The following is a 20,589-nucleotide window of genomic DNA, read 5'->3' as shown; positions in this document are numbered from 1 at the left end:
AAACGGATCCCTTCGACATCACTTACGTCGATCCCGGACCAATTGAGCGCGATGCCCGGACACCGGGCTGCGCCGGCCAGCGCAAGCTCAAGTGCTTGACCCGCGCCGCGGGCGACCTCGTCCCGGGCAACAGAATGAGACAGTGGCGGTGATCAGATTCGACGCCATAACTGCGGGCGCTCGCTGCGCTGGTTCACCGGTGGCGTTCCGCAAACTCGCTGATGCCGCGCAGCAGCTGGTTCTGGTCGCCGACCCAGAACCAGTGGTCGTCGCCGGCGACCTCCACGAACCGCCCTCCGGGTATCTTCGCAGCAAGGAAACGACCCACCTCGGGGTGGACTGCGCGGTCGCCCGAGCGATGCAGCACCAGTGTCGGGACCGAGACCCTTGCGAGCAAATGGCGGACGTCGGTGTCGCGCAGCGCATCGATCACACCTGCAACGGCACCTGGACTGGACGCCGCCCGCAGCAACCCGGCCCACCAGGCTTCCGCTTGGCGGTCGCCGACCAGGCTCGGGGCAAAGGTTTCGATCTCGGCAGGTCCGCCCCAGTTGGCGACCAGGCGGCGCTTCCAGAGGTCGTATTGCTCGGAGGTCAAGGCGAAAGCGTATTCGGGCGTCCGGCTGCCTTTGGCCAGGGAGCCCCACAGAACGAGCCCGATGAGGCGATCGGGATGATCGACTGCAAAGCGGATGCAACCGGGACCGCCTTCCGACGAACCGATGAGGAGCGCAAGGCGGCTTCCGGCCGCGTTCATGACCGCCAATATGTCCTGCGCCGTCGCGTCGACGGTTGGACGCGCTCCGACGCGGTCGGAAAGGCCCACGCCGCGCCGGTCGAAGAGGATAAGGCGACCGATACGCGAAACCGCCGCAATCCACGCGCGGCAGCGGCTGTCTTCCCAGATCCGCTCCACATGCGACACGAACCCGGGAACGAGCACGATGTCCGGCGGGCCACTGCCGACGGTCTGGAACGCGAGGTGGATCCCATCCACCTCGACATAACGCGTTCGCGGCGCTTCCGGAGCAGTGGTCTTGCTTGGCTCTTGCAACAAGGCAACGGTTGCAGGGTCAGGTGTCACGCCAAGCTCTTCTTGCAAGTGCCGGGCGCATGCTTCGAGTTGGCGCCCGGCTGCCGCCCTGTTCCCGGCCGCCAAGTGGGCACGGATCAGATGGCGGTGTGCATTTTCGCTCAGCGGATCCAGTCCCACCAGACGCGTCGCATGCACAACTGCGGTGAGAGGTTCTCCAGCGGCGATCTGCGTTTCGACCAGGCGCTCCAACGCCTGTGTCAGGCGGCTGCGCAGGGCCTCGCGCCTGAAGAACGCCCATTCCTCGAATTCCTGACAATCCGGCAGGGAGAAACCCGCAAGAAAATCGCCCGTGTATATGTTGGCCGCCGTTTCAAGAGAGCCGTGGTCGCAGGCGTGCTCAAAAATTCTGGAGTCAATCTCGACGGAAAGCGCCGGGTGCAGGCTGAGGGAAGTTCCGCTCACGGCGACGAGTTCGCTGCGAAAGGCGATCCGGATCTTGTAAAGGACACGCCGAAGGCGCGCCCGAGCAGTCTCTTCGTCGGCTTCGGGCCACAGCAGCGTGGCCGCAGTTTCACGCGCGACGGGCCGACCGGCCTCGGCAAGAAAGATGAGCAGCGCGGCTGCCTTGCGCAGGGCAAGTGGCATCGGCTGTCCGTCCAAGCGGAACTCCGGAAAGCCCAAAAGCCGAAACTCCAATCGCTCCATCGATCCGCTCGCGACAAATCGCACCAGGCAGGGGACGTTGAGGGGACGCCTGCCGTCTATCGTTCCCCCTGCGACTTTCGGGCCAACTGCGCCCAACTTTGGAGCGATAAATGTCACTGGTCAATTCTATCATCCCCCACCACCCATCCGAGGCTGTTGCCGCGGATGGCGTCTCGATTGCTTATGAAGACATTGGCTGCGGCGAGCCGCTCATGCTGCTTCACGGCGTAACTGAAAGCCGTGAGTCTTGGCATGAGGCCGGTTATGTCGAGCAATTCCTGCAGCGCGAACGGCGGCTGATCCTTGTCGATTGCCGCGGCCATGGCCGCAGCGGCAAGCCGCACGATCCGGCTGCCTATTCGGGCCGCAGGCGGGCGGCCGATATCATCGCGGTCCTCGACCACGCCGGCATTCGCCGCGCTGCACTAATGGGTCATTCGATGGGCGGTGTCATCGCACTTGCCACCGCCGCGTATCATCCGGACCGCGTCGGTGCACTGATCGTCAATGGCGCGCATCCCTTCGCGGAAGACCTGACTCCCTTGCGAGCCGCCATCAAGGATAACTTCGAAGCGTGGCTTGCCTTCGTGAAGCAGTTGGCCCCCGACCTTTCGCCGAACAGCTGCCGACGCATCCGAGATAATGATCTCCCTGCTGTTCAGGCAAGCCTTGCCAGGGATAGGGCGGATTTCTCAGCGGCCCTTGCGAAGCTCGACATCCCGGTGCTGGCGATCAGCGGCACGCTCGACCCCCGCTGGGAGTGCGTCCGGAATTTCGCGGAACTGGCCGGAGGTGAATTCCTATCGCTTGAGGGCAGGAACCATGTGACGGCCTTTCTAGATGTCGAGACGATCGTGTCGGTCGTCGACCAATTCCTCGGCTGTATCGGCACCCGCAATGCAGGGCGAGGAGGCTGAGCCATGTGTCGGTCATGTCTCTCCTGGTACGGACGACGCATCGCGCCGTATGTCGTCCACGCCGGCTGTTCGGCGACCGCCTTCTCGCGCATGCGGCAGCGCATGGTGCCGCTGGCGGAGGGCGTTGTGGTCGAAGTCGGCTTCGGTTCCGGCCTGAACCTGCCTTACTACGATGCAGCCAAGGTGAGGCGGCTCGTCGGCGTCGATCCTGACGGCACTATGCTCGCTTTGGCGAAACGACAGAACCGCGCTTTGCCGTTCGATGTCGAATGCCTCCAGGCCTGCGGCGAAAGCATGCCACTTGTGAGTGGATTCGCCGACACAGTGATCGTCGCTTACGCCTTCTGCACCATTCCGAAGCCGGCGGCTGCGCTGACGGAGATCCGGCGCATCTTGAAGCCCGGCGGGCGGTTGATCTTCCTCGAACACGGGCAAGCGAATGCCGGCTGGCGGAGAAGGTTGCAGGATCGGCTCAACCGCTTCTGGGGCGTTCTTGCCGGCGGATGCAATCTCAACCGCAACCCGTTTCAGCTCGTGGCGAGCGCCCACTTCGACATTCGAGACGCATGGCAGGAGGGGTTTCCGCCCACCTTCTGGCTGTTGGGCAGCCACTACGCGGGCGTCGCCATAAGGCAGCCTGACTGCCAGCCATCACAACCGAGAACGTCAACCTGAACAGGAGGAAGTCATGCCACTTGTCGACATTCACCTGAGTAGGAACACTAGCTACACGATTGCCGGACTGCTTGCCGTGCTCGTGATCATGCCGGATCCGGCCAATGCAGCCGACGAGGCGGAGGTAGCGCCTTCAAGCGATAGGGGTTGGCTGACGACGTCGTTCGCCGGCCCCGACGTGCCCAACCCGCCCGCCGACGCTGGCGCCGAACTCGACGAGGTGAAGGCGTTTGTCGCACGGCGGAGCGCTGCCGACGTCGAACGCATCCGCTGGTGGAACGTCGGCGGACCGGCCTACCGGTGGAATGAGATCGCCGTCGACACGATGCTCGCCGACTTCGTCACCTCGCTCGCCGCGGGACGTGGTCTCGCCTTGATGCACGCGGCGATCGACGACGCGATCGCGGCCGCATCAGCGATGAAGCAAACGCCCGGCAGGGCGCGCCCGGCCAGAGCCGATCCATCGATCGACACGGCGATTCCGACGCCGGACAGTTCGTCCTACCCGTCCGAGTATGCGGCAGCGGCGGCAGCGGCCGCAGGCGTGCTCGGCGATCTCTTCCCTAATCGCGCGAGCGCATTTGCCGAGAAGGCGGAAGAGGCCATGCAGAGCCGGCTCCTTGCAGGGTCGAATTTCGGAGGGACCAGGCAAATGGCAAGGCAGCAAGCCGATCGCCCCGCTCGCCGGCACCTGGCGTCCCTGGGTGCTCGACCGTCCGGACGAGTTTCCGCCCCGCCCCGCCGCCTGCCTTCAATTCCGAGGTGGTCGCCGCGGCCCTGGCGGAGCTCAAGAGCTACGAGCGCACGCCGGCGAGCAACCACAAGGCCCTCTATTGGGAGGTGTTCGGCGGCGGCCGTGACTTCGCGCTTTGGAACGAGATCGCGCGGACGAAGCTCCTGGAATACGGCCCGGCGTTCGGCCCGCAGGCGTCGGCCCGCGCGCTGGCGGCTCTGAACGTCGCCCATGTCGATGCCACCATTGCCTGCTTCGACGCGAAGTATGTCTACTGGTACATCCGGCCCTCGCAGCTCGACCCCGAGCTCGAGACCGTGTTCCCCTCGCCCAACCATCCGAGCTACTCGGCCGCTCACTCTTGCCTGTCGACCGCCCGCGCGACGGTGCTGGCGCACCTCTTCCCGCGCGACCGCGAACGGCTTTTCGCGCGCGCGACGGAGGCGAGCGAGTCGCGGATCTGGGCCGGCATCCACTACCGCTTCGATATCGAGGCAGGGGAGACCGTGGGCCGGCAGGTCGCCGAGAAGGTGCTGTCGCGCGCCTTCACCGACAGGGAGGAGTGAGAAGCTTACCGTTCCCATTGGAGGCTTCGGCGCCCAGCTGGCTCAACGCTTCCCCTGAGCCAGCCCCCTTGCCATAGCTGCCCATTTCGTGGACAAGCCGTGCGGATAATGCGGAATCCGGGCCGATCACGGCCATTTTCCGCGCTGAGACGCGGCTTCCGGCCCTTTTTGCCGACGCGCCGCAATCGGATAGGCGAAATAATGTCTGCGATCGAAGCCGGCGCGCGCGCGCCGGAAAATCTTTGGCGTCGGGAAATCAAGGCGACGCTGGCGCTCGCCTGGCCGATGGTGCTCACCAATCTCGGCCAGACCGCGATGACCGCCACCGATGTCATGATGATGGGGCGGCTGGGTCCGGACACGCTGGCCAGCGGCGCGCTCGGCGCCAACCTCTATTTCATGCCGCTGATCTTCGGGCTCGGCCTGATGTTGGCGACCTCGCCGATGATCGCCACGGAACTCGGCCGCCGTCGCCACTCAGTGCGCGATCTGCGCCGCACCGTGCGGCAGGGCCTGTGGCTGGCAATCCTCATCTCAATCCCGATCTGGATATTTCTCTGGTACGGCGAGGCCGTGTTGCTGGCCATGGGCCAGGAACCGGCGCTGGCGCATCAGGCCGGCATCTACCTGCGCTGGCTCGAATGGGCGGTGCTGCCGTTCTATGGCTATATCGTCCTGCGCTCGTTCATCTCGGCGCTGGAGCGGCCGGGTTGGGCGCTGGTCATCGTCTTCGTTGCCGTCGCCTGCAATGTGTTCTTCAACTGGGTGTTCATGTTCGGCAATCTCGGCGCTCCTTCGATGGGCATTGCCGGCTCCGGCCTCGCCACCACGCTGTCCAGCATGCTGATGTTCGCCGGCATGGCGGCGGTGGTGACGCTTGAGCCGAAGTTTCGCCGCTACCAACTGTTCGGGCGGTTCTGGCGGGCCGACTGGCCGCGCTTCAAGGGCCTGCTGCGGCTCGGCCTGCCGATCGCCGGCCTGCTTGCCTTCGAGGTGACGATCTTCAACGCGGCGGCCCTTCTCATGGGCCTGATCGACGCCGCCTCGCTCGCGGCGCATGCCATCGCCATCCAGATCGCCTCGATCAGCTTCATGGTGCCGCTCGGTCTCAACCAGGCGGCGACAGTGCGCGTCGGGCTCGCCCATGGCGCCGGCAATCCGGAAGGTGTTTCTCGCGCCGGCTGGACCGCTTTTGTCATCGGCGTCTCGTTCATGGCGCTGATGGGGCTGGTGATGATCCTGTGGCCGCAATTGCTGATCAGCGCCTTCATCGATCTCGGCGACCCGGCCAATGCCACTGTGATCGGGCTTGCCGTGTCGTTCCTGGCCTTTGCCGCGCTGTTCCAGATTTTCGATGGCGCCCAGGCCGTGGCCGCCGGCATGCTGCGCGGTCTGCACGACACCCAGGTGCCGATGATCTATGCAGCGATCGGCTATTGGGGCATCGGCCTGCCGCTCGGCGTGCTGCTTGCCTTCCATTCCGGGCTCGACGGCGTCGGCATCTGGATCGGCCTGTCGATGGGGCTGGCGGTGGTGGCGGCGCTGCTCCTGGCGCGCTGGCTGCGGCGCGACAAGATCGCGCCGCCGCTCTCCTTTGGGCATTGATGAAAGCAGCTTCGTCACGAGGAGGGCGGGGATCGTGACGTCTATGGATACTTCGTCTGATTTGCAGTTGCGGCCTGTGGGCTTAAGTCGCTGTGCAACTCCTTTGGCAGTGGAAGGCTTGAGCACCGCAAGTGCACCGCGCGGGCGAACAATTTTCGTTGCTTCTGCTGGTGCTCCTTGATGGCTGCTGCGAGCCCTAATCCGTACGGGCCAAGAAAGACGCCGGTTCCCCAGCCCGGCTGCTTTTTTTCGCGAGCGTCGTAGTAGGAAGCCTCCATGCGGGCTTGCTGGCATTCCGGCGACGCCCATTTCCGGTCTTGCTTCGAAAGCGACGCTCCATAGTCGACCGGAGAGGTCGCGCACCCGGCTACTGTCGCGGCCAACGCGACCAACATTGCAATTCTCATCCCAAGCCCTTGATTAAGCATTGTGAGAGTACACAGAACTCTTCTTCCAACAAGGAGATAGCTCCGAAGAAGCGAAGAAGGCGTTCGAAGACCAAGCGCAGAGGCGGTTTGCTAGTTTGAAGTCGCCCGTCGTTCAAGCGAGCGTGCATATTGCGTCAGCGGGAAGCACATGACGAAGAAGATCAAGGCGACCAGCCCATAGACGGTGAACGGCTCGAAGGTCGCATTGTTGATGGCGTTGGATGTCCTGACCAGTTCCTCGAAACCGATAATCGAGGTCAGCGCGGTCGACTTGATCAGCTGCACCAGGAAACCGACGGTCGGGGCGCGGGTGATCGAAAACGCCTGCGGCAGGATGATAAGCCTGAGTTCCTGCAGATAGTGAAGGCCGAGGCTGGCGCCGGCGTCCCACTGGCCGCGCGGCAGCGCATCGACGCCGCCGCGCCAGATCTCGGCGAGATAGGCGCTTGCGAAGAAGGTCAGGCCAAGCGCTGCAGCGGTCCACGGCTCGATGCGCAAGCCCAGCATCGGCAGGCCGAAGAACATCAGGAAGAGCTGCATGAGCAGCGGCGTGCCCTGGAAAAGCGCAATGTAGCCCGAGGCCAGCCGCCGCGCCCATTTATTCTTGGCGATCCGGAAGAACAGCACGACCATCCCGACGACGCCGCCGCCGACGAAGGCCGCCAGTGACAGAAGCACCGTCCAGCGCGCGGCGAGCAGAAGGTTGCGGACAATATCCCAGAAGGTGAATTCGATCATGACACGCCGGCTCCCAGAGCGCGGCGGCCGCCGCTGACCAGTAGCCGGCGCAGCCCCATCGACAGGACGAGATAGACCATCGTCACCACGAAATAGGTCTCGAAAGCACGGAAGGTGCGCGCCTGCAGCATGTCGGCCTCGTAGGTCAGTTCGCGCACCGCGATCTGCGACACCACGGCGGACTCCAGCATCATGATGATGATCTGGCTGGTCAGCGCCGGAAAGATCACCTTGAGCGCTTGCGGCAGCACGATCTTGACGAAGACCTGACGCAGCCTGAGCCCAAGCGCAAGGGCTGCTTCCGTCTGCCCGCGCGGCACCGCGTCGAGCCCGGCGCCGACGATCTCGATCGTGTAGGCCGCCATGTTGAGCGTCATTGCCAGCATGGCGGCCAGCAGCGGATCGAGCCTCACGCCGATGCTGGGCAACCCGAAGAAGATGAAGAACAGCTGCACAAGGAACGGCGTGTTCCTGATAATTTCGACATAGACGCCGATTGCCCGCTTGAGCAGCAAGGGGCCGTTTCGCCGCCCTGCTGCGCCGAGGATGCTGAGGAACGTTCCCGCCAGCGTGGTCACGGCGATCAAAAGGATCGTCATGGCCGCCCCGCGCGCGATCGCACCTGTCGCATCGGCAAGCCAGCCGAAGTCGAGGCTGTAGCCCATGATAGGTCCTTACCTCGGAGATCAATCCTTGAGGTTGTCGGGATTGAGCGGTGTTTTGAGCCAGGCTTTCGAGCTTTCGTCCAGCTTGCCGTCGGCCAGCATCTTGGCGACCGCGTCGTTGACCACCTGCTTCAGGCGGTCCTCGTTCTTGTTGAGGCCGATATGCGAGGGCGAGGTGAGAAGCTGGAACTTCTGCTCCGGCTTCAGTGCCTCCTGGCGGGCGAGCACCTGGGCGCCGACATCGTTGCCGACGACCATCAGTTGGGTCTGACCCGAGATGAAGGCCTGGATGACGGAATTATAGTTGTCGAAACGGCGGATGTCGGCCGAGGCGGGTGCTGCCTCGGTCAGCGACGTATCTTCCAGCGTGCCGCGGTTGACGGCGATCGACTTGTCGGCGAGATCGTCCTTGCCTTCGACCTTGAGCGCGGCCGGGCCGATGACGGCGATATAATAGGGCGCGTAGGCGGCGGCGAAATCGATCACCTGCTCGCGCTCCTTGGAGTAGCCGACGCTCATCAGGATATCGACGCGCTTGTCAGTAAGATACGGGATGCGATTCTGCCCGGTCACGCTGACCAAGTTGAGCTTGACCTTGAGCTGGTCGGCGATGAACTGCGCCACGTCGACGTCATAGCCCTTGATGCTCATATCGGCACTGGCCGAGGAGAAGGGCGGAAAGTCGGAGAAAATGCCGACATTGATCGCGCCGGCCTTAGTAATGTCGTCGAGCGCGTCGGCATTGGCGGCTTGGGTGGCAAGACCGAGGCCGGCAAGCAGCAGCACGGCGGCGATGGATGATTTCATGTGAAATGTCATTGTCGTTCCCCTGCTGGAAGCTTGTTTTGTTTGAATGCGGCCGCCGGCTCCAGCGCGGCGCTCGCCTTGGATGTGCGTTAAGCTCGCTTGCCTGAGATCACCGGGCTGAACACCATCAGGCTGAGGATCTCGAACAGCACCTGCGCGCCGGCATGGGCGGTGTTGGTGGTCGCGTCATATTGCGGCGCCACCTCGACGACGTCGCCGCCGACGATGTTGAGCCCTTTGAGGCCGCGCAGAAGTTCAAGCACTTCCCGCGTCGTCAGCCCGCCGACTTCCGGCGTGCCGGTGCCCGGCGCAAAGGCCGGGTCGATGCTGTCGATGTCGAAGGACACATAGGTCGGGCCATCGCCGACTATTCTCCGCGCCTTCGCAATGATGGCGGGGATGCCGAGGCCGGTCACCTCTTCGGCATGCACGACGGTCATGCCGGATTCGTAGGTGAACTCCCACAGATATTCGGCCGAGCCGCGGATGCCGATCTGGATGGTGCGCGACGGGTCGAGCACGCCGTCGAGCACTGCATTGCGGAACGGCCCGCCATGGTGGAACTTGGTCATGTCGAACAGGCCGCTGGTGTCGCAGTGGGCGTCGATATGGATCATGCCGACCGGCGCTTTTTTGCCGACAGCCTTCAGGATCGGATGGCTGATCGAATGATCGCCGCCGACCGAAAGCGGAATGACGCCGGCGTCGACGATCTGGTTCGTCCGGCGCTCGATGTCGTCATGGCTGGTCTCCAGCCGGTAGCGGCTCTGGAACGGCACGTCGCCGATGTCGGCCACCTTCAGTTCGTGTGTCGGCGCGCATTCCAGCACATGGTTATAGGGGCCGATGCGCTCGATGGCGCGCAGTGCCCTTGGCCCGAAGCGGGCGCCCGGCCGGTTGGTCACGCCAAGGTCCATCGGCACGCCGATCATCGCCACCTGCAGATCGCCGAAATCAGGATTGTCGGCGGCTATTTCCCGGTAAGGCGCGCTGAGGAAGGTCGGGATGCCGGAATAGGGCGCCAGCCGCGTGCCGCTCTTGGAAAAAATCTTGTCGGCGACGCGCCGGAATTTTGGGTCGAACATCTCGCCGCCATGGCTTTCGCCATATTTGCGGCGCAACGCTTCGAGCTTGCCGCTGTTATAACCCATGTCGGTCCTCCATGGCTGGTGCAGTGCGGCCATCAATGACGGTCGCGCCGGCTGCCTGCGGATTTTCACGTCTTGATGCTGTACGAGCCAAAGTGTCTTGCAGCTGCATTGAAAAATCAATTGATATTGTTAGGGTGTTTGCTGTGAGAAGATCTCACATTGATGTCGAGCACGGTCTTATCCAAACCGGGGGGATCGTGTTCCTTTGAGGCTCCGATGGCCAAGCGTCTGCCTCCCCTGAATCCATTGCGGGCCTTCGAGGCGACGGCGCGCCATGCCTCGCTGACCAAGGCGGCGGCTGAGCTCAACGTCACCCACGGCGCCGTCAGCCATCAGATCAAGGCGCTCGAACAGTCGCTGGGCGTCAAGCTGTTCCAGCGCGCCGGTCAGCGGGTGAAGCTGACGCCGCACGGCGCCGAATTGCTGCCGGCGGTGTCGACCGCCTTCGACGGCATCGCCGCCGCCACGCAGCGCATGACAAGGCCGGCGAGCACCGGGGCCCTCTCGGTCTCCTGCGTGCCGGCACTGCTGCTGCTGTGGATGATCCCGCGGCTCGGCAGCTTCACCTCGCAGTATCCCGATATCAGGCTGACGCTGATCCCGTCGAATGATGCCAAGGACGTCCGCGCGCCGCATATCGATATCTGCGTGCATTATGGCGATGGCAGCTGGACCGATTGCTGGATGCGCAAATGGTCGGGCCTCGAACTGTTCCCAGTGGTCAGCCCGACGCTGATCAACAACCGTCCGATCCGCACCGTGCGCGACCTCGCCGATCACGTCTTCCTGCACGGCGACGACGGCCGCGAATGGCACACCTGGCTGGCCGCCGCCGACGCGCTGGACCTGGAGCGCGGCCGCCGCCATCATCTCGGCGACGCGCGCATGGCGAGCGAGGCGGCGGTCCACGGCCATGGCGTGGCGCTGGGCGATACGGTGACAGCAAGCGGACTGCTTGCCAGGGGACTGCTGGTCGCGCCGTTCAGCCTGTCGGTGCCGGCGGTCGACGATTTCTATGTCGTCTGCCGCAACGAGATGAGGTCGGCGCCGATCGTGCAGCTGTTCATCGACTGGCTGTTTGCCGAAAAGGAGCAGGCCGACGGCCGCGCCGATGCGCCGGTGGCGGGCCGCATCGGCATCCGCAGGAAGCGTCCGGCGCTGAGGGTGATCGGCGCCAAGACCGCGCCCTGAAGTTGCTGCAGCCGGCGCAGCGCGCTTCCCGCAGCCTTTTCTTTTTGTCGGGCCAGCCGGCAAAGCGGGAGGCGCATTCAAAAATTCAATGCTAAGAGGCATTTGGAGCAATTCCCGGAATAGTGCGCAGCGGCTTCCCGGGAAAAGCGCTAAACAAAAGCTAGGGCGAACAGCGAAGGCGGCATCGAGACATGACCAAGACCGATATAGCGCGGCGCGTCTACAACCACACCTGGAAGCTCGACCCGATTGTCCGCAGCCTGCTCGACACCGATTTCTACAAGCTGTTGATGCTGCAGATGATCTGGGGCATGTATCCCAAGATCGACACCACGTTCTCGCTGATCAACCGCACCACCTCGGTTCGCCTTGCCGAGGAGATCGACGAGGCGGAACTGCGCGATCAGCTCGACCATGCCCGCACCTTGCGCTTCTCCAAGAAAGAAATGATCTGGCTTGGCGGCAACACCTTCTATGGCCGCAAGCAGATATTTGAACCGGAATTCCTCGCCTGGCTCGAGAATTTCCAGTTGCCGGAATACGCGCTTTCCAAGCGCGATGGCCAGTACGAGCTCACTTTCAGCGGTCCGTGGATGTACACGACGCTGTGGGAGATCCCGGCGCTGGCAATTATCAATGAACTTCGATCTCGCGCCGCCATGCGGGCGTTCGGGCCGTTTGCGCTCGACGTGCTCTATGCCCGCGCCAAGGCCAAGATGTGGGCCAAAACCGAGCGGCTGAAAGCGCTGCCGGATATCCGCATTTCGGATTTCGGCACCCGCCGCCGCCATTCCTTCCTGTGGCAGCGCTGGTGCGTCGAAGCGCTGAAGGAAGGCATCGGCGAGGCTTTCACCGGCACCTCCAACGTGCTTTTGGCCATGGACAACGACCTCGAGGCGCTCGGCACCAACGCGCATGAACTGCCGATGGTGTTCGCCGCGCTCGCCAATTCGGAAAAGGAAATGAAGCAGTCGCCCTACAAGGTGCTGCAGGACTGGCAGCGCTACTATGGCGGCAATCTGCTGATCGTGTTGCCGGACACCTTCGGCACCGCGGCGTTCCTGCGTGACGCGCCGGACTGGATCGCCGACTGGACCGGTTTTCGCCCCGACAGCGCGCCGCCGATCGAAGGCGGCGAAAAGATCCTTTCCTGGTGGCGCGGAAAGGGCAAGGACCCCAGACAGAAGCTGCTGATTTTCTCCGACGGGCTCGAGGTCGAGACCATCGAGGAAACCTACCGCCATTTCCACGGCAAGGTGCGCATGTCCTTCGGCTGGGGCACCAACCTGACCAATGATTTCGAGGGCTGCGCGCCGACCAAAACCAACCGGCTCGACGCCATCTCGCTTGTCTGCAAGGTCACCGAGGCCAATGGCCACCCGGCGGTCAAGCTCTCCGACAATCCCGCCAAGGCCACCGGCGACGAAAAAGAGATCGAGCGCTATTTGCGCATATTTGGCGAGAAAGACCGCGTGGAGCAGCTGGTCAAGGTGTGAGGGGCTGCGGATGGTTTCGCCTCGCCAAAAGGGAAATCTCGGATAGCGTGAGTTCCCGCCCACCCCCCTCTGTCCTGCCGGACATCTCCCTCGCAAGGGGGGAGATCGGCAGTTCGTTCGAACGGCGCCCTTCCTGCAACGTTGAAGATTGGCGAAAGCCGGCATGCCAGCCAATCTCCCCCCTTGCGGGGGAGATGTCCGGCAGGACAGAGGGGGGTGCGAAGGATCACTGCGGGCGAGCATATTCTTTCTGGACGGGAGCTTTCATCTGTTCGGCTTTCATCGCATCACCCACCCCAGCCTTCGCCCATGCCTCCGATCGCGGCCACGTCCTGCTTCTGCCCACCGGCTACTACGTCGCCGGCGGCGCGTTCGCGGTCGCAGCCAGTTTTCTTGTCCTGGCGCTGCTGCCCTCAGACTTTCCTGCCCGCTTCTGGCGGCGGCGCCTGCCGCTTATTGCATTCGGCGACGGCGCGCGGGCAGTCGTCAGCTTGATATCCTTTGCCGGCTTTGTAGTTCTGGTTGCGGCCGGCCTGTTCGGCAGCCGTGATCCGCTCTCCAACCCGCTGCCGCTGGCGATCTGGACACTGCTCTGGGTTGGCCTGGTTTTGCTGCAGGGGCTTTTCGGCAATCTCTGGTCATGGCTCAACCCCTGGTATGGGCCCTGGCGTGTCATTTCCCGCGTGTTCGGCAATCGCAAGGTCGTCAATCGCAAGACATGGCGACCGCCTGCGTGGCTCGGCTGCTGGCCGGCTTTCGCGCTGTTCTTCGCCTTCGCCTGGTTCGAGTTGATCGACCCGGCGCCCGACGACCCGGCGCGGCTCGCCTGGGCCGCCAGCCTTTATTGGCTGCTGAGTTTTGCCGCCATGCTGGTGTTCGGCTACCGCGACTGGAGCCGGCGTGGCGAGTTCCTGACCGTCTTCCTCGCCATGGTGACGCGCTTCGCCCTGCTTGAGCGCAAAGAAGGCGGTCGGCTCAGTCTGTGCTGGCCGGGCGCCAAGCTCGGCGATGCCGCGCCGCTGTCGCTCAGCGGCATTGCTTTCCTGCTGCTGGCGCTGTCGTCGGTGTCGTTCGACGGCCTGTCGAAAACCTTCTTCTGGCTCGGCTTGTTCGGCATCAATCCGCTGGAAGTCCCGGGCCGCACGGCGGTGATCGGCATCGGCAGCTTCGGGCTCGTGGTGACGTTCGTCCTGCTTGCGGCCGCGTTCATCCTTGCCATTGTCCTCGGCCAGCATCTTGCCGGCAGCCCGCATACCCTCGGTCAGGCCGCAGGGCTGCTGGTCTGGTCGATCGTGCCGATCGCGCTCGCCTATCATTTTGCGCACTATCTGACGGCGCTGCTCGTCGACAGCCAATATGCGCTGGCTGCGCTTTCCGACCCATTTGGGCTGGGCTGGAACCTGTTCGGCACCGCCGACATGCCGATCGAAGCCGGCGTCGCTGCCGGCGCCGGCTCGGCATGGTGGCTGTGGAATATCCAGGCCGGCGTCATCATCATCGGCCACATGCTCGCCGTGCTCGTCGCGCATGGCCTCGCCTGGCGATTGCACCCGCGTCCCGCCGGCGCCGCGCTCAGCCAGTTTCCGCTCACCGTGCTGATGATCGCCTATACGGTGTTCGGCCTGTGGCTGCTTGCCACCCCGGCTGCCGGATGAGACAAAAACCGCTTCGATCGCGTCGATTGATCCCCCGGGAAAGCCCGCTTGCCACATCAGGGCTTTGGTGATTTAGTTTGTACACATGCAATTTCGGCGCTCTTACCGAGAGTGGCCCGCGTCGCTACAGCCATTGGTCAAACTCAAAAAACAAGGGGAACTGCCGTGACTGACAAGAATGGGTTTTTCGATCTCTCCAAGACCGGTTTTACCCGCCGCACCGCGCTCAAGGGGTTGGCCGCGGGCGCCGGCCTCGCCGTCGCGCCCGGGTTCGTGCGTTACAGCCAGGCGCAGAGCTCGGCGCCGATAAAGATCGGCTTCCAGTGCCACCGCACCGGCATCGGCGCCGCCTATGGCCGCTGGTACGAGCGGACCACCGCAGCCGCGGTCAAGGCGATCAACGAAGCCGGCGGCATCAACGGCCGGCCGGTCGAGGTGATCATCGAGGATGACGGCACCGATCCCGGCCGCGGCGCCGAAGTGGTCGGCAAGTTCGCCACCCAGCACAAGACCGACATCGTCTACGGCACGCTGTTTTCGCATGTCGTCATCGGCTCGGCGCCGGCCGCCGGCGAGGCCAAGATGCCCTATTTTGTCGTCAGCGAAGGCCACCACGTCGCCTCGACCAAGCTCAACCGCTACGTCTTCCAGCCCGGCATCACCGACGTGAAGAGCCAGATCCAGGCGATGGCGCCGTGGATCGCGGCGAATGCCGGCAAGAAGGTGACGCAGATATTCCCCGATTTCGCCTTCGGCTACGACCATCGCGACTACCTGCCGCCGGCGCTGAAGGCGCAGGGCGCCGAGGTCATCGCCCAGATCGCCATCCCGCCGACGGAATCGTCCTTCACCAAATACTTTCCGCAGATCCCGGCCGAAACCGAAGTGATCTACCACGTCATGGTCGGCCCGGCGGTACTCACCTTCGTCAAGGAACTCGGGGAATTCTACGGCTCCAGCCGGCCGCAGCTGTTCGGCTTCATCGATTCGCTCGAAGCCACCGACATCAACAGCCTCGGCCTCGAATTCCTCGACGGCAGCCATTTCTGGGAAGGCTCGCCGCGCTACGCGCAGCCAGATGATTCCGCCGCGCAGAAGGCCTATCGCGCCGCCGTCGGCATCGACGACAATGGCGCTGCCGTCGGCGATCCGAAGGACGTCTCCACCGCCGCGCACATGTTCGGCTGCTGGGAAACGCTCTATGTCGTCAAGAAGGCGATGGAGGATGCCGGCTACAAGGGCCCGGAAGACCGTGCCAAGCTGGTCGAGGCGACCGAGGCCTTGACCGAGTTCGCCGAGGGCCCCGAGCATCCGCAAGGGCCGAAGACCTTCAACGGCAAGATCCACCAGTGTTTTGGCATCCAGAACATCTCAAAGGTCGAAGGCGGCCGGCTGAACGTCGTCCACAAGACCAAGATCGAGGACGGCCTCTACGAGCCGGAAGGGGATTACACGACCCAGGCCCTGTGAGTTTGCACCCCGCCAGCGTATAGCCGATGCACTTCGGACCTCATCTTCTTCTCGCCGCCCTCGAAGGCCTCGTCACCTCCGCCGTGCTGGCGCTGACGGCGCTTGGCCTGTCGCTGGTGTTCGGCGTCATGCGCGTCGTCAATGTCGCCCATGGCGAGTTCTTCATGCTCGGCGCGGTGCTTGCCTGGGCGATCTCCACGGCGATATCAGGCCATCCGGCGCTCGGCTTCCTCGCAGCCCTGGTGCTGGCGCCACTGATCGTCGGCCTGATCGCGCTGGTCTCCGAACGGCTGGTGCTGCGCCGGCTGAATTACAATCCGGAAGCCACCATCGTCGCCACCATCGGCATGCTCTACATCATCCAGCAACTGGCGCTGACCTTTTATGGTCCGGAGGCACGGCCAGTGGAGCCGCCCTTCAGCTACCGCATCCTTTTGCCGTGGTTCGGCTACTCCGGCTACAAGCTGTCGATCATCGCCGCATCCGCGCTTCTGCTGGTGGCGACCTGGTTCGTGCTGACGCGTACGAGAATCGGCCTCGTCATGCGCGCCACGCAATATGACAGCGAAACGGCGCAGGCCTTTGGCATTCCGGTCGACCGCGTCTATGCCGGCGTCTTCGCGCTCGGCGCCATGCTGGCGGCGGTGGCCGCGGTGCTGATCGTGCCGATCAGCCAGGCGCATTACCTGATGGGACAGGACCCGCTGCTGCTGTCCTTCATCGTCGTCATCATCGGCGGCCTCGGCTCGCTGCGCGGAACCGTGGTCGCCGCCGTGCTCATCGGCCTGTCGGACGGCATCATCTCGGTGTTCTTCTCGCCGACGCTGGCCAAGATCATCGCCACGCTGCTGGTGGCCATGGTGCTGGTGTTCCGGCCGCAGGGCCTGTTCGGGACGGCATCGCGATGAAGGAGGCTTCACCGTCAAACGCCTATGCGTTGCATCTGGGCGTCATCGTCCTGCTGTTCGCCCTAAGCTTCGTCCTGCCGGAATATCACCACGGGCTGCTCGCCCGCATCATGGTGCTGGCGGTTTTCGCCATGGGCTACAATCTGCTGTTCGGCTATGTCGGGTTGCTCAGCCTCGGCCACGCCATGTTCTTTTCGGCTGGGCTCTATGGCGCAGGCCTTGCCGTCATCCATCTCGGCTGGAGCGTGCCGGCCGCCTTCGCCGCCGGCCTTGCCTGCGGCGCGCTTCTCGCGCTGGTGATCGGGCTGCTGGCGCTGCGCACTTCCGGTGTCGCCTTCATGATCGTCACCATGATGTTCGCGCAGGTGTTCTATCTCATAATCCTCTATCTCGCGGCCTGGACCGGCGGCGATCAGGGCCTGGTGGTGCCGCAGTCGGCGCGTGTGCTTGTTTTGGGCGACACCTCGCTCGGCCTCACCAATCCGACCGTGCGCTACATGAGCGCGCTGGTCCTGTTCTCGATCGTGCTGCTGGTGACGCTCGTCACCGTCCGCTCCAGGTATGGCCGTGTGCTTGTCGCCATCCGCGAAAACGAGGAGCGGACCAAAATGCTTGGCTACGACACTTTTTCCAACAAGCTTGCCGCGGTCGTCGTCTCCGGCACCATCTGCGCGGCTTCGGGCGCCGCCTACGCGCTGCTGTTCGGTTATATCGGCTCGACCTTCGCCTCGGTGCAATATTCCATCCTGCCGTTGCTCTGGGTGCTGCTCGGCGGTGCTGCGACCACGCTCGGTCCGCTGATCGGCACTCTGTTCATGTACTATGTCGTCGACATCACCAGCGGCTACACCTCGGCCTATCTGCTGATCGTCGGCATCGCCCTCATCGCGCTGGTGCTGTACTTTCCCAGGGGCATTCTCGGCACCATCCGTCAGCGCTGGCTCGGATGGCTGCCATGATGCCGCTGCTGACGACCAAAGGCCTGTCCCGCAATTTCGGCGGCCTGCGCGCTGTCGATGGTGTCGATTTCGCTCTCATGCCGGGCGAGATCCGCGCCGTCATCGGCCCCAATGGCGCCGGCAAGACCACCTTCGTCAGCCTGATCAGCGGCCGCATCCAGCCGTCATCGGGCATGATCGTCTTCGACGGCGCCGACATTACCAACCTGCCGGCCTACGCCAGGGTCCGCCTTGGCATCGCCTACACCTTCCAGATCACCAGCGTCTTCGCCAACCTCACCGCCTACGACAATGTCGCGCTGCCGGTGCAGCGCACGCTGACCGACGGCCGCTCGAAAGGTGCTGTGCATGCCGGCGTCATGGTGGCGCTGGAGCGCACCGGCCTTGCCGACCGCGCCCATATGCCGGCCGGGCAATTGTCCTATGGCCATCAGCGCCTGCTCGAAGTGGCGATGGGGCTGGCGCTGAAACCGCGCCTGCTGATCCTCGACGAGCCGACGCAGGGGCTGGCCGACAGCGAGATCGACAATTTCATCGGGCTGGTGCGCGAGATCGCCAAAAGCGCCACCGTGCTGCTGATCGAGCACAACATGCCGGTGGTCATGCAGCTTGCCGACCGCATCACCGTCTTCAACGCCGGCAAGATCCTGGCCGAAGGCACGCCCGAGCAGGTCCGCGCCAATACGCAAGTGCAGGACGCCTATTTGGGGACGACCCCATGACGCAACCACGGGCTGAAGCACTGACCATCTCCGGGCTCGACTGCTTCTACGGCGAGGTCCAGGTGCTCTACGGCCTTGACCTCGTGCTGAACAAGGGCGAGGTGCTTTGCCTGTTCGGCCGCAACGGCGCCGGCAAGACGACGACGCTGAAGGCGATCATGGGACTCGTTCCCACACGCGCCGGCTCGATCAGGCTCGACGGCAGGGAATTGACCGGCCTGCCGGCGCATGACGTGCCGAAGGCCGGCGTCGCCTATGTGCCGCAGGGCCGGCGGCTGTTCGCCGAGATGACGGTGGCCGAAAACATCGAGATCGGCCTGATGGCCCGCGGCAAGGGCAAGGCGACGCGCGAAAACGTGCTCGAGCTCTTCCCGCTGCTGCGCCAGCGGCTGAGACAACGCTCCGGCACGCTGTCGGGCGGCGAGCAGCAAATGCTGGCTATGGCGCGGGCCCTGTGTCTCGAGCCGCAGGTGCTTCTGCTCGACGAGCCGACCGAAGGGCTGATGCCGTCGATGATCGCAAAAATCCGCGAGACGGTAGCGAAGCTGCGTGTATCAGGCGTCTCGACGATCCTGGTCGAGCAGCGCGTCGATGCCGTGCTGTCCGTCGCCGACCGGGTCTCGTTCATCGAAAACGGCCGCAACCGCGAGACCGTCGATGTCGAGGAGCTCCGCGCCGATCCGTCGGCGGTCCGCCGCTATGTCGGCGTCGGCTGATCAGCGAAAGAACAGGAAACCCGCGATCAAAAAAATCGGGATCAGCACCGCGCCCGACCATGCCATGTAGCCGAAGAAGCCCGGCATTTTTACGCCGCGATGCCTGGCAATGGCGTAAACCATGAAATTCGGCGCATTGCCGATATAGGTGTTGGCGCCCATGAACACCGCGCCGGCCGAGATCGCCGCCAGCGTCGAGGCGAAGGTGGTCATCAGATGCTGCGGATCGCCGCCGGCGAGCTCGAAGAACACCAGGTAGGTCGGCGCATTGTCGAGGAAGGAAGACAGCGCTCCGGTCATCCAGAAATACGCCAGGTCGTTGGGCTCGCCCGTTGGCGAACTGACCAGCGAGACCAGCGGCGCCAGCGCGCCGCCAGCACCGGCCCTGAGAATGGCGATGACCGGCACGATGCAGATGAAGATGCCGGCGAACAGTTTTGCCACCTCTGATATCGGCTCCCAGTGGAAGTTGTTCGCCCGCCTGTGGCTCTTGCTTGAGACAGCGAGCGAAAGCAAGGCGAGGGCCAGGATGATGGCGTCACGCACAAGGTTCTGCAATTCAAGGCTCACGCCCTGGACGGAGAACGCCACGCCCGGCTTCCAGGTCGCGGAAAGCAGGATCGCGCCGATCACCCCGGCCAGCAGCGGGAGGTTGGCCAGGCCTCGGATGCGCACCTTGGTGTCCGGTGTCGGATCCTTGATTTTCGGTGCGCCGGCCTCGCGGTGATGCATGATGATGTCCATGGCCAGGAAGACGGCCAGCACCAGGCCGCCGACGAACAATGTCTCCTGATAGAGATTGGCAGCGGTCCAGAAGAAATCGACGCCGCGCAGGAAGCCGACGAACAGCGGCGGATCACCGAGCGGCGTCAGCGAGCCGCCGATGTTGGACACCAGGAAAATGAAGAAGATGACGACATGGGCGTTGAACGGCCGGTTGTCGTTGGCGCGCAGGATCGGCCTGATCAGGATCATCGAGGCGCCGGTCGTGCCGATGACCGAGGCGAGCATCGCCCCAATCAGCAGCAGTCCGGCATTCACCAGCGGCGTGCCGTGGATGTTGCCGGCGACGAGGATGCCGCCCGAAATGGTGAACAGCGCAAACAGAAGAATGATGAACGACATGTATTCTGTGAGCAGCGCATGCAGCACCGCCTCTGCAGCCGAAGCCATGCCGAACGCCAGCGCCAGCGGCACGACCGCAAGCGCCGCCCAGAACAAGGTAATCTTGCCGTAGTGATGCTCCCAGACATGGTGGAAGAGCAACGGCCCGGTGGCGATCGACAGAAGCAGGCCGGCAAAGGGCAGCGCCCACCACAGCGACATTGTTTCGCCGGGCAATTCGTGGGCCTCGGCTGCAAGCACTGTTCCCGGAAACAGGGTTGCGACTGCCACCACAGCGCCCGCCGTCAATGCCGCCGCAAACCGCATAATGCCCCCTCTGGA

The 20,589-nt window shown here is 63.9% G+C and carries 20 protein-coding genes; 12 read left to right on the top strand and 8 right to left on the bottom strand.

From position 1 onward, the window contains the following. Positions 1–193 precede the first annotated feature (193 nt). On the bottom strand, positions 194–1,741 hold the full coding sequence (locus tag AC0L3H_RS05725; RefSeq protein ID WP_473584781.1) for a bifunctional AfsR/SARP family transcriptional regulator/alpha/beta hydrolase: 1,548 nt from the start codon (positions 1,739–1,741) through the stop codon (positions 194–196). Between the two features lie 110 nt (positions 1,742–1,851). Between AC0L3H_RS05725 and AC0L3H_RS05720 the strand changes: the two genes are divergently transcribed. Both AC0L3H_RS05720 and AC0L3H_RS05715 read left to right on the top strand, forming a co-directional pair. Further along, positions 1,852–2,658, top strand: coding sequence for an alpha/beta fold hydrolase (locus AC0L3H_RS05720; protein WP_473584780.1), 807 nt, complete (start codon positions 1,852–1,854; stop codon positions 2,656–2,658). 3 nt (positions 2,659–2,661) lie between these two features. Next, on the top strand, positions 2,662–3,333 hold the full coding sequence (locus tag AC0L3H_RS05715; protein ID WP_473507950.1) for a class I SAM-dependent methyltransferase: 672 nt from the start codon (positions 2,662–2,664) through the stop codon (positions 3,331–3,333). Positions 3,334–3,627: 294 nt separating this feature from the next. Here AC0L3H_RS05715 and AC0L3H_RS05710 read toward each other — a convergent pair whose 3' ends face one another. After that, positions 3,628–3,807 carry a hypothetical protein gene (locus AC0L3H_RS05710; RefSeq protein WP_473584779.1) on the bottom strand — a complete coding sequence of 60 codons (180 nt, stop codon included), beginning with the start codon at positions 3,805–3,807 and terminating at the stop codon, positions 3,628–3,630. 288 nt (positions 3,808–4,095) lie between these two features. Between AC0L3H_RS05710 and AC0L3H_RS05705 the strand changes: the two genes are divergently transcribed. Together AC0L3H_RS05705 and AC0L3H_RS05700 are read left to right on the top strand one after the other, a co-directional pair. After that, complete coding sequence (locus AC0L3H_RS05705) at positions 4,096–4,632, top strand: phosphatase PAP2 family protein (protein WP_473584778.1); 537 nt, start codon at positions 4,096–4,098, stop codon at positions 4,630–4,632. 201 nt (positions 4,633–4,833) lie between these two features. Further along, positions 4,834–6,237, top strand: a complete 1,404-nt coding sequence (locus tag AC0L3H_RS05700) for an MATE family efflux transporter (protein WP_473584777.1) — start codon at positions 4,834–4,836, stop codon at positions 6,235–6,237. A 41-nt stretch (positions 6,238–6,278) separates the two neighbouring features. Here the strand turns inward: AC0L3H_RS05700 and AC0L3H_RS05695 are convergent, their stop codons facing one another. The 5 genes from AC0L3H_RS05695 to speB all read right to left on the bottom strand — a co-directional run bounded on the left by AC0L3H_RS05695 (position 6,279) and on the right by speB (position 10,026). Beyond that, positions 6,279–6,644, bottom strand: a complete 366-nt coding sequence (locus AC0L3H_RS05695; protein WP_473584776.1) for a hypothetical protein — start codon at positions 6,642–6,644, stop codon at positions 6,279–6,281. Between the two features lie 111 nt (positions 6,645–6,755). Further along, entirely contained in the window at positions 6,756–7,403 is a 648-nt protein-coding gene (locus AC0L3H_RS05690; RefSeq protein ID WP_128244682.1) for an amino acid ABC transporter permease, read from the bottom strand. Further along, entirely contained in the window at positions 7,400–8,068 is a 669-nt protein-coding gene (locus AC0L3H_RS05685) for an amino acid ABC transporter permease (protein ID WP_023801531.1), read from the bottom strand. The genes AC0L3H_RS05690 and AC0L3H_RS05685 overlap by 4 nt, the downstream gene beginning before the upstream one ends. A gap of 21 nt (positions 8,069–8,089) precedes the next feature. After that, positions 8,090–8,887 (bottom strand): transporter substrate-binding domain-containing protein, encoded by a 798-nt coding sequence (locus AC0L3H_RS05680; protein ID WP_473584775.1) that lies wholly within the window; start codon positions 8,885–8,887, stop codon positions 8,090–8,092. A 77-nt stretch (positions 8,888–8,964) separates the two neighbouring features. Beyond that, positions 8,965–10,026 (bottom strand): agmatinase, encoded by a 1,062-nt coding sequence (speB, locus tag AC0L3H_RS05675; protein ID WP_473584774.1) that lies wholly within the window; start codon positions 10,024–10,026, stop codon positions 8,965–8,967. Between the two features lie 216 nt (positions 10,027–10,242). On the opposite strand from speB, the gene gcvA reads away from it, so the two are divergent. The 8 genes from gcvA (at position 10,243) to AC0L3H_RS05635 (ending at position 19,143) form a co-directional block, all read left to right on the top strand. Further along, positions 10,243–11,217, top strand: a complete 975-nt coding sequence (gene gcvA, locus AC0L3H_RS05670; RefSeq protein WP_236393237.1) for a transcriptional regulator GcvA — start codon at positions 10,243–10,245, stop codon at positions 11,215–11,217. 191 nt (positions 11,218–11,408) lie between these two features. After that, entirely contained in the window at positions 11,409–12,713 is a 1,305-nt protein-coding gene (gene pncB / locus AC0L3H_RS05665) for a nicotinate phosphoribosyltransferase (RefSeq protein WP_473514466.1), read from the top strand. A gap of 194 nt (positions 12,714–12,907) precedes the next feature. After that, complete coding sequence (locus AC0L3H_RS05660) at positions 12,908–14,368, top strand: hypothetical protein (RefSeq protein WP_473584773.1); 1,461 nt, start codon at positions 12,908–12,910, stop codon at positions 14,366–14,368. Positions 14,369–14,533: 165 nt separating this feature from the next. Beyond that, on the top strand, positions 14,534–15,838 hold the full coding sequence (locus AC0L3H_RS05655; RefSeq protein WP_473584772.1) for an ABC transporter substrate-binding protein: 1,305 nt from the start codon (positions 14,534–14,536) through the stop codon (positions 15,836–15,838). A 26-nt stretch (positions 15,839–15,864) separates the two neighbouring features. Further along, a complete protein-coding gene (locus AC0L3H_RS05650) occupies positions 15,865–16,746 on the top strand; it encodes a branched-chain amino acid ABC transporter permease (protein WP_091596321.1) in 882 nt (293 codons plus the stop codon). Continuing rightward, positions 16,743–17,705, top strand: a complete 963-nt coding sequence (locus AC0L3H_RS05645) for a branched-chain amino acid ABC transporter permease (protein WP_473584771.1) — start codon at positions 16,743–16,745, stop codon at positions 17,703–17,705. Before AC0L3H_RS05650 ends, AC0L3H_RS05645 begins: the two co-directional genes overlap by 4 nt. Then, positions 17,702–18,427: an ABC transporter ATP-binding protein gene (locus AC0L3H_RS05640; RefSeq protein WP_473584770.1), complete on the top strand. Its 726-nt coding sequence runs from the start codon at positions 17,702–17,704 to the stop codon at positions 18,425–18,427. Before AC0L3H_RS05645 ends, AC0L3H_RS05640 begins: the two co-directional genes overlap by 4 nt. After that, positions 18,424–19,143, top strand: coding sequence for an ABC transporter ATP-binding protein (locus tag AC0L3H_RS05635; RefSeq protein ID WP_473584769.1), 720 nt, complete (start codon positions 18,424–18,426; stop codon positions 19,141–19,143). The genes AC0L3H_RS05640 and AC0L3H_RS05635 overlap by 4 nt, the downstream gene beginning before the upstream one ends. Here AC0L3H_RS05635 and AC0L3H_RS05630 read toward each other — a convergent pair whose 3' ends face one another. Then, on the bottom strand, positions 19,144–20,574 hold the full coding sequence (locus AC0L3H_RS05630) for a sodium:proton antiporter (RefSeq protein WP_473584768.1): 1,431 nt from the start codon (positions 20,572–20,574) through the stop codon (positions 19,144–19,146). Between the last annotated feature and the right edge of the window lie 15 nt (positions 20,575–20,589).

It is taken from the genome of Mesorhizobium sp. WSM4816, from assembly GCF_055811535.1.
Note: the sequence above shows the minus strand (reverse complement) of the source record. Positions and strands in the feature narration are given on the sequence as shown.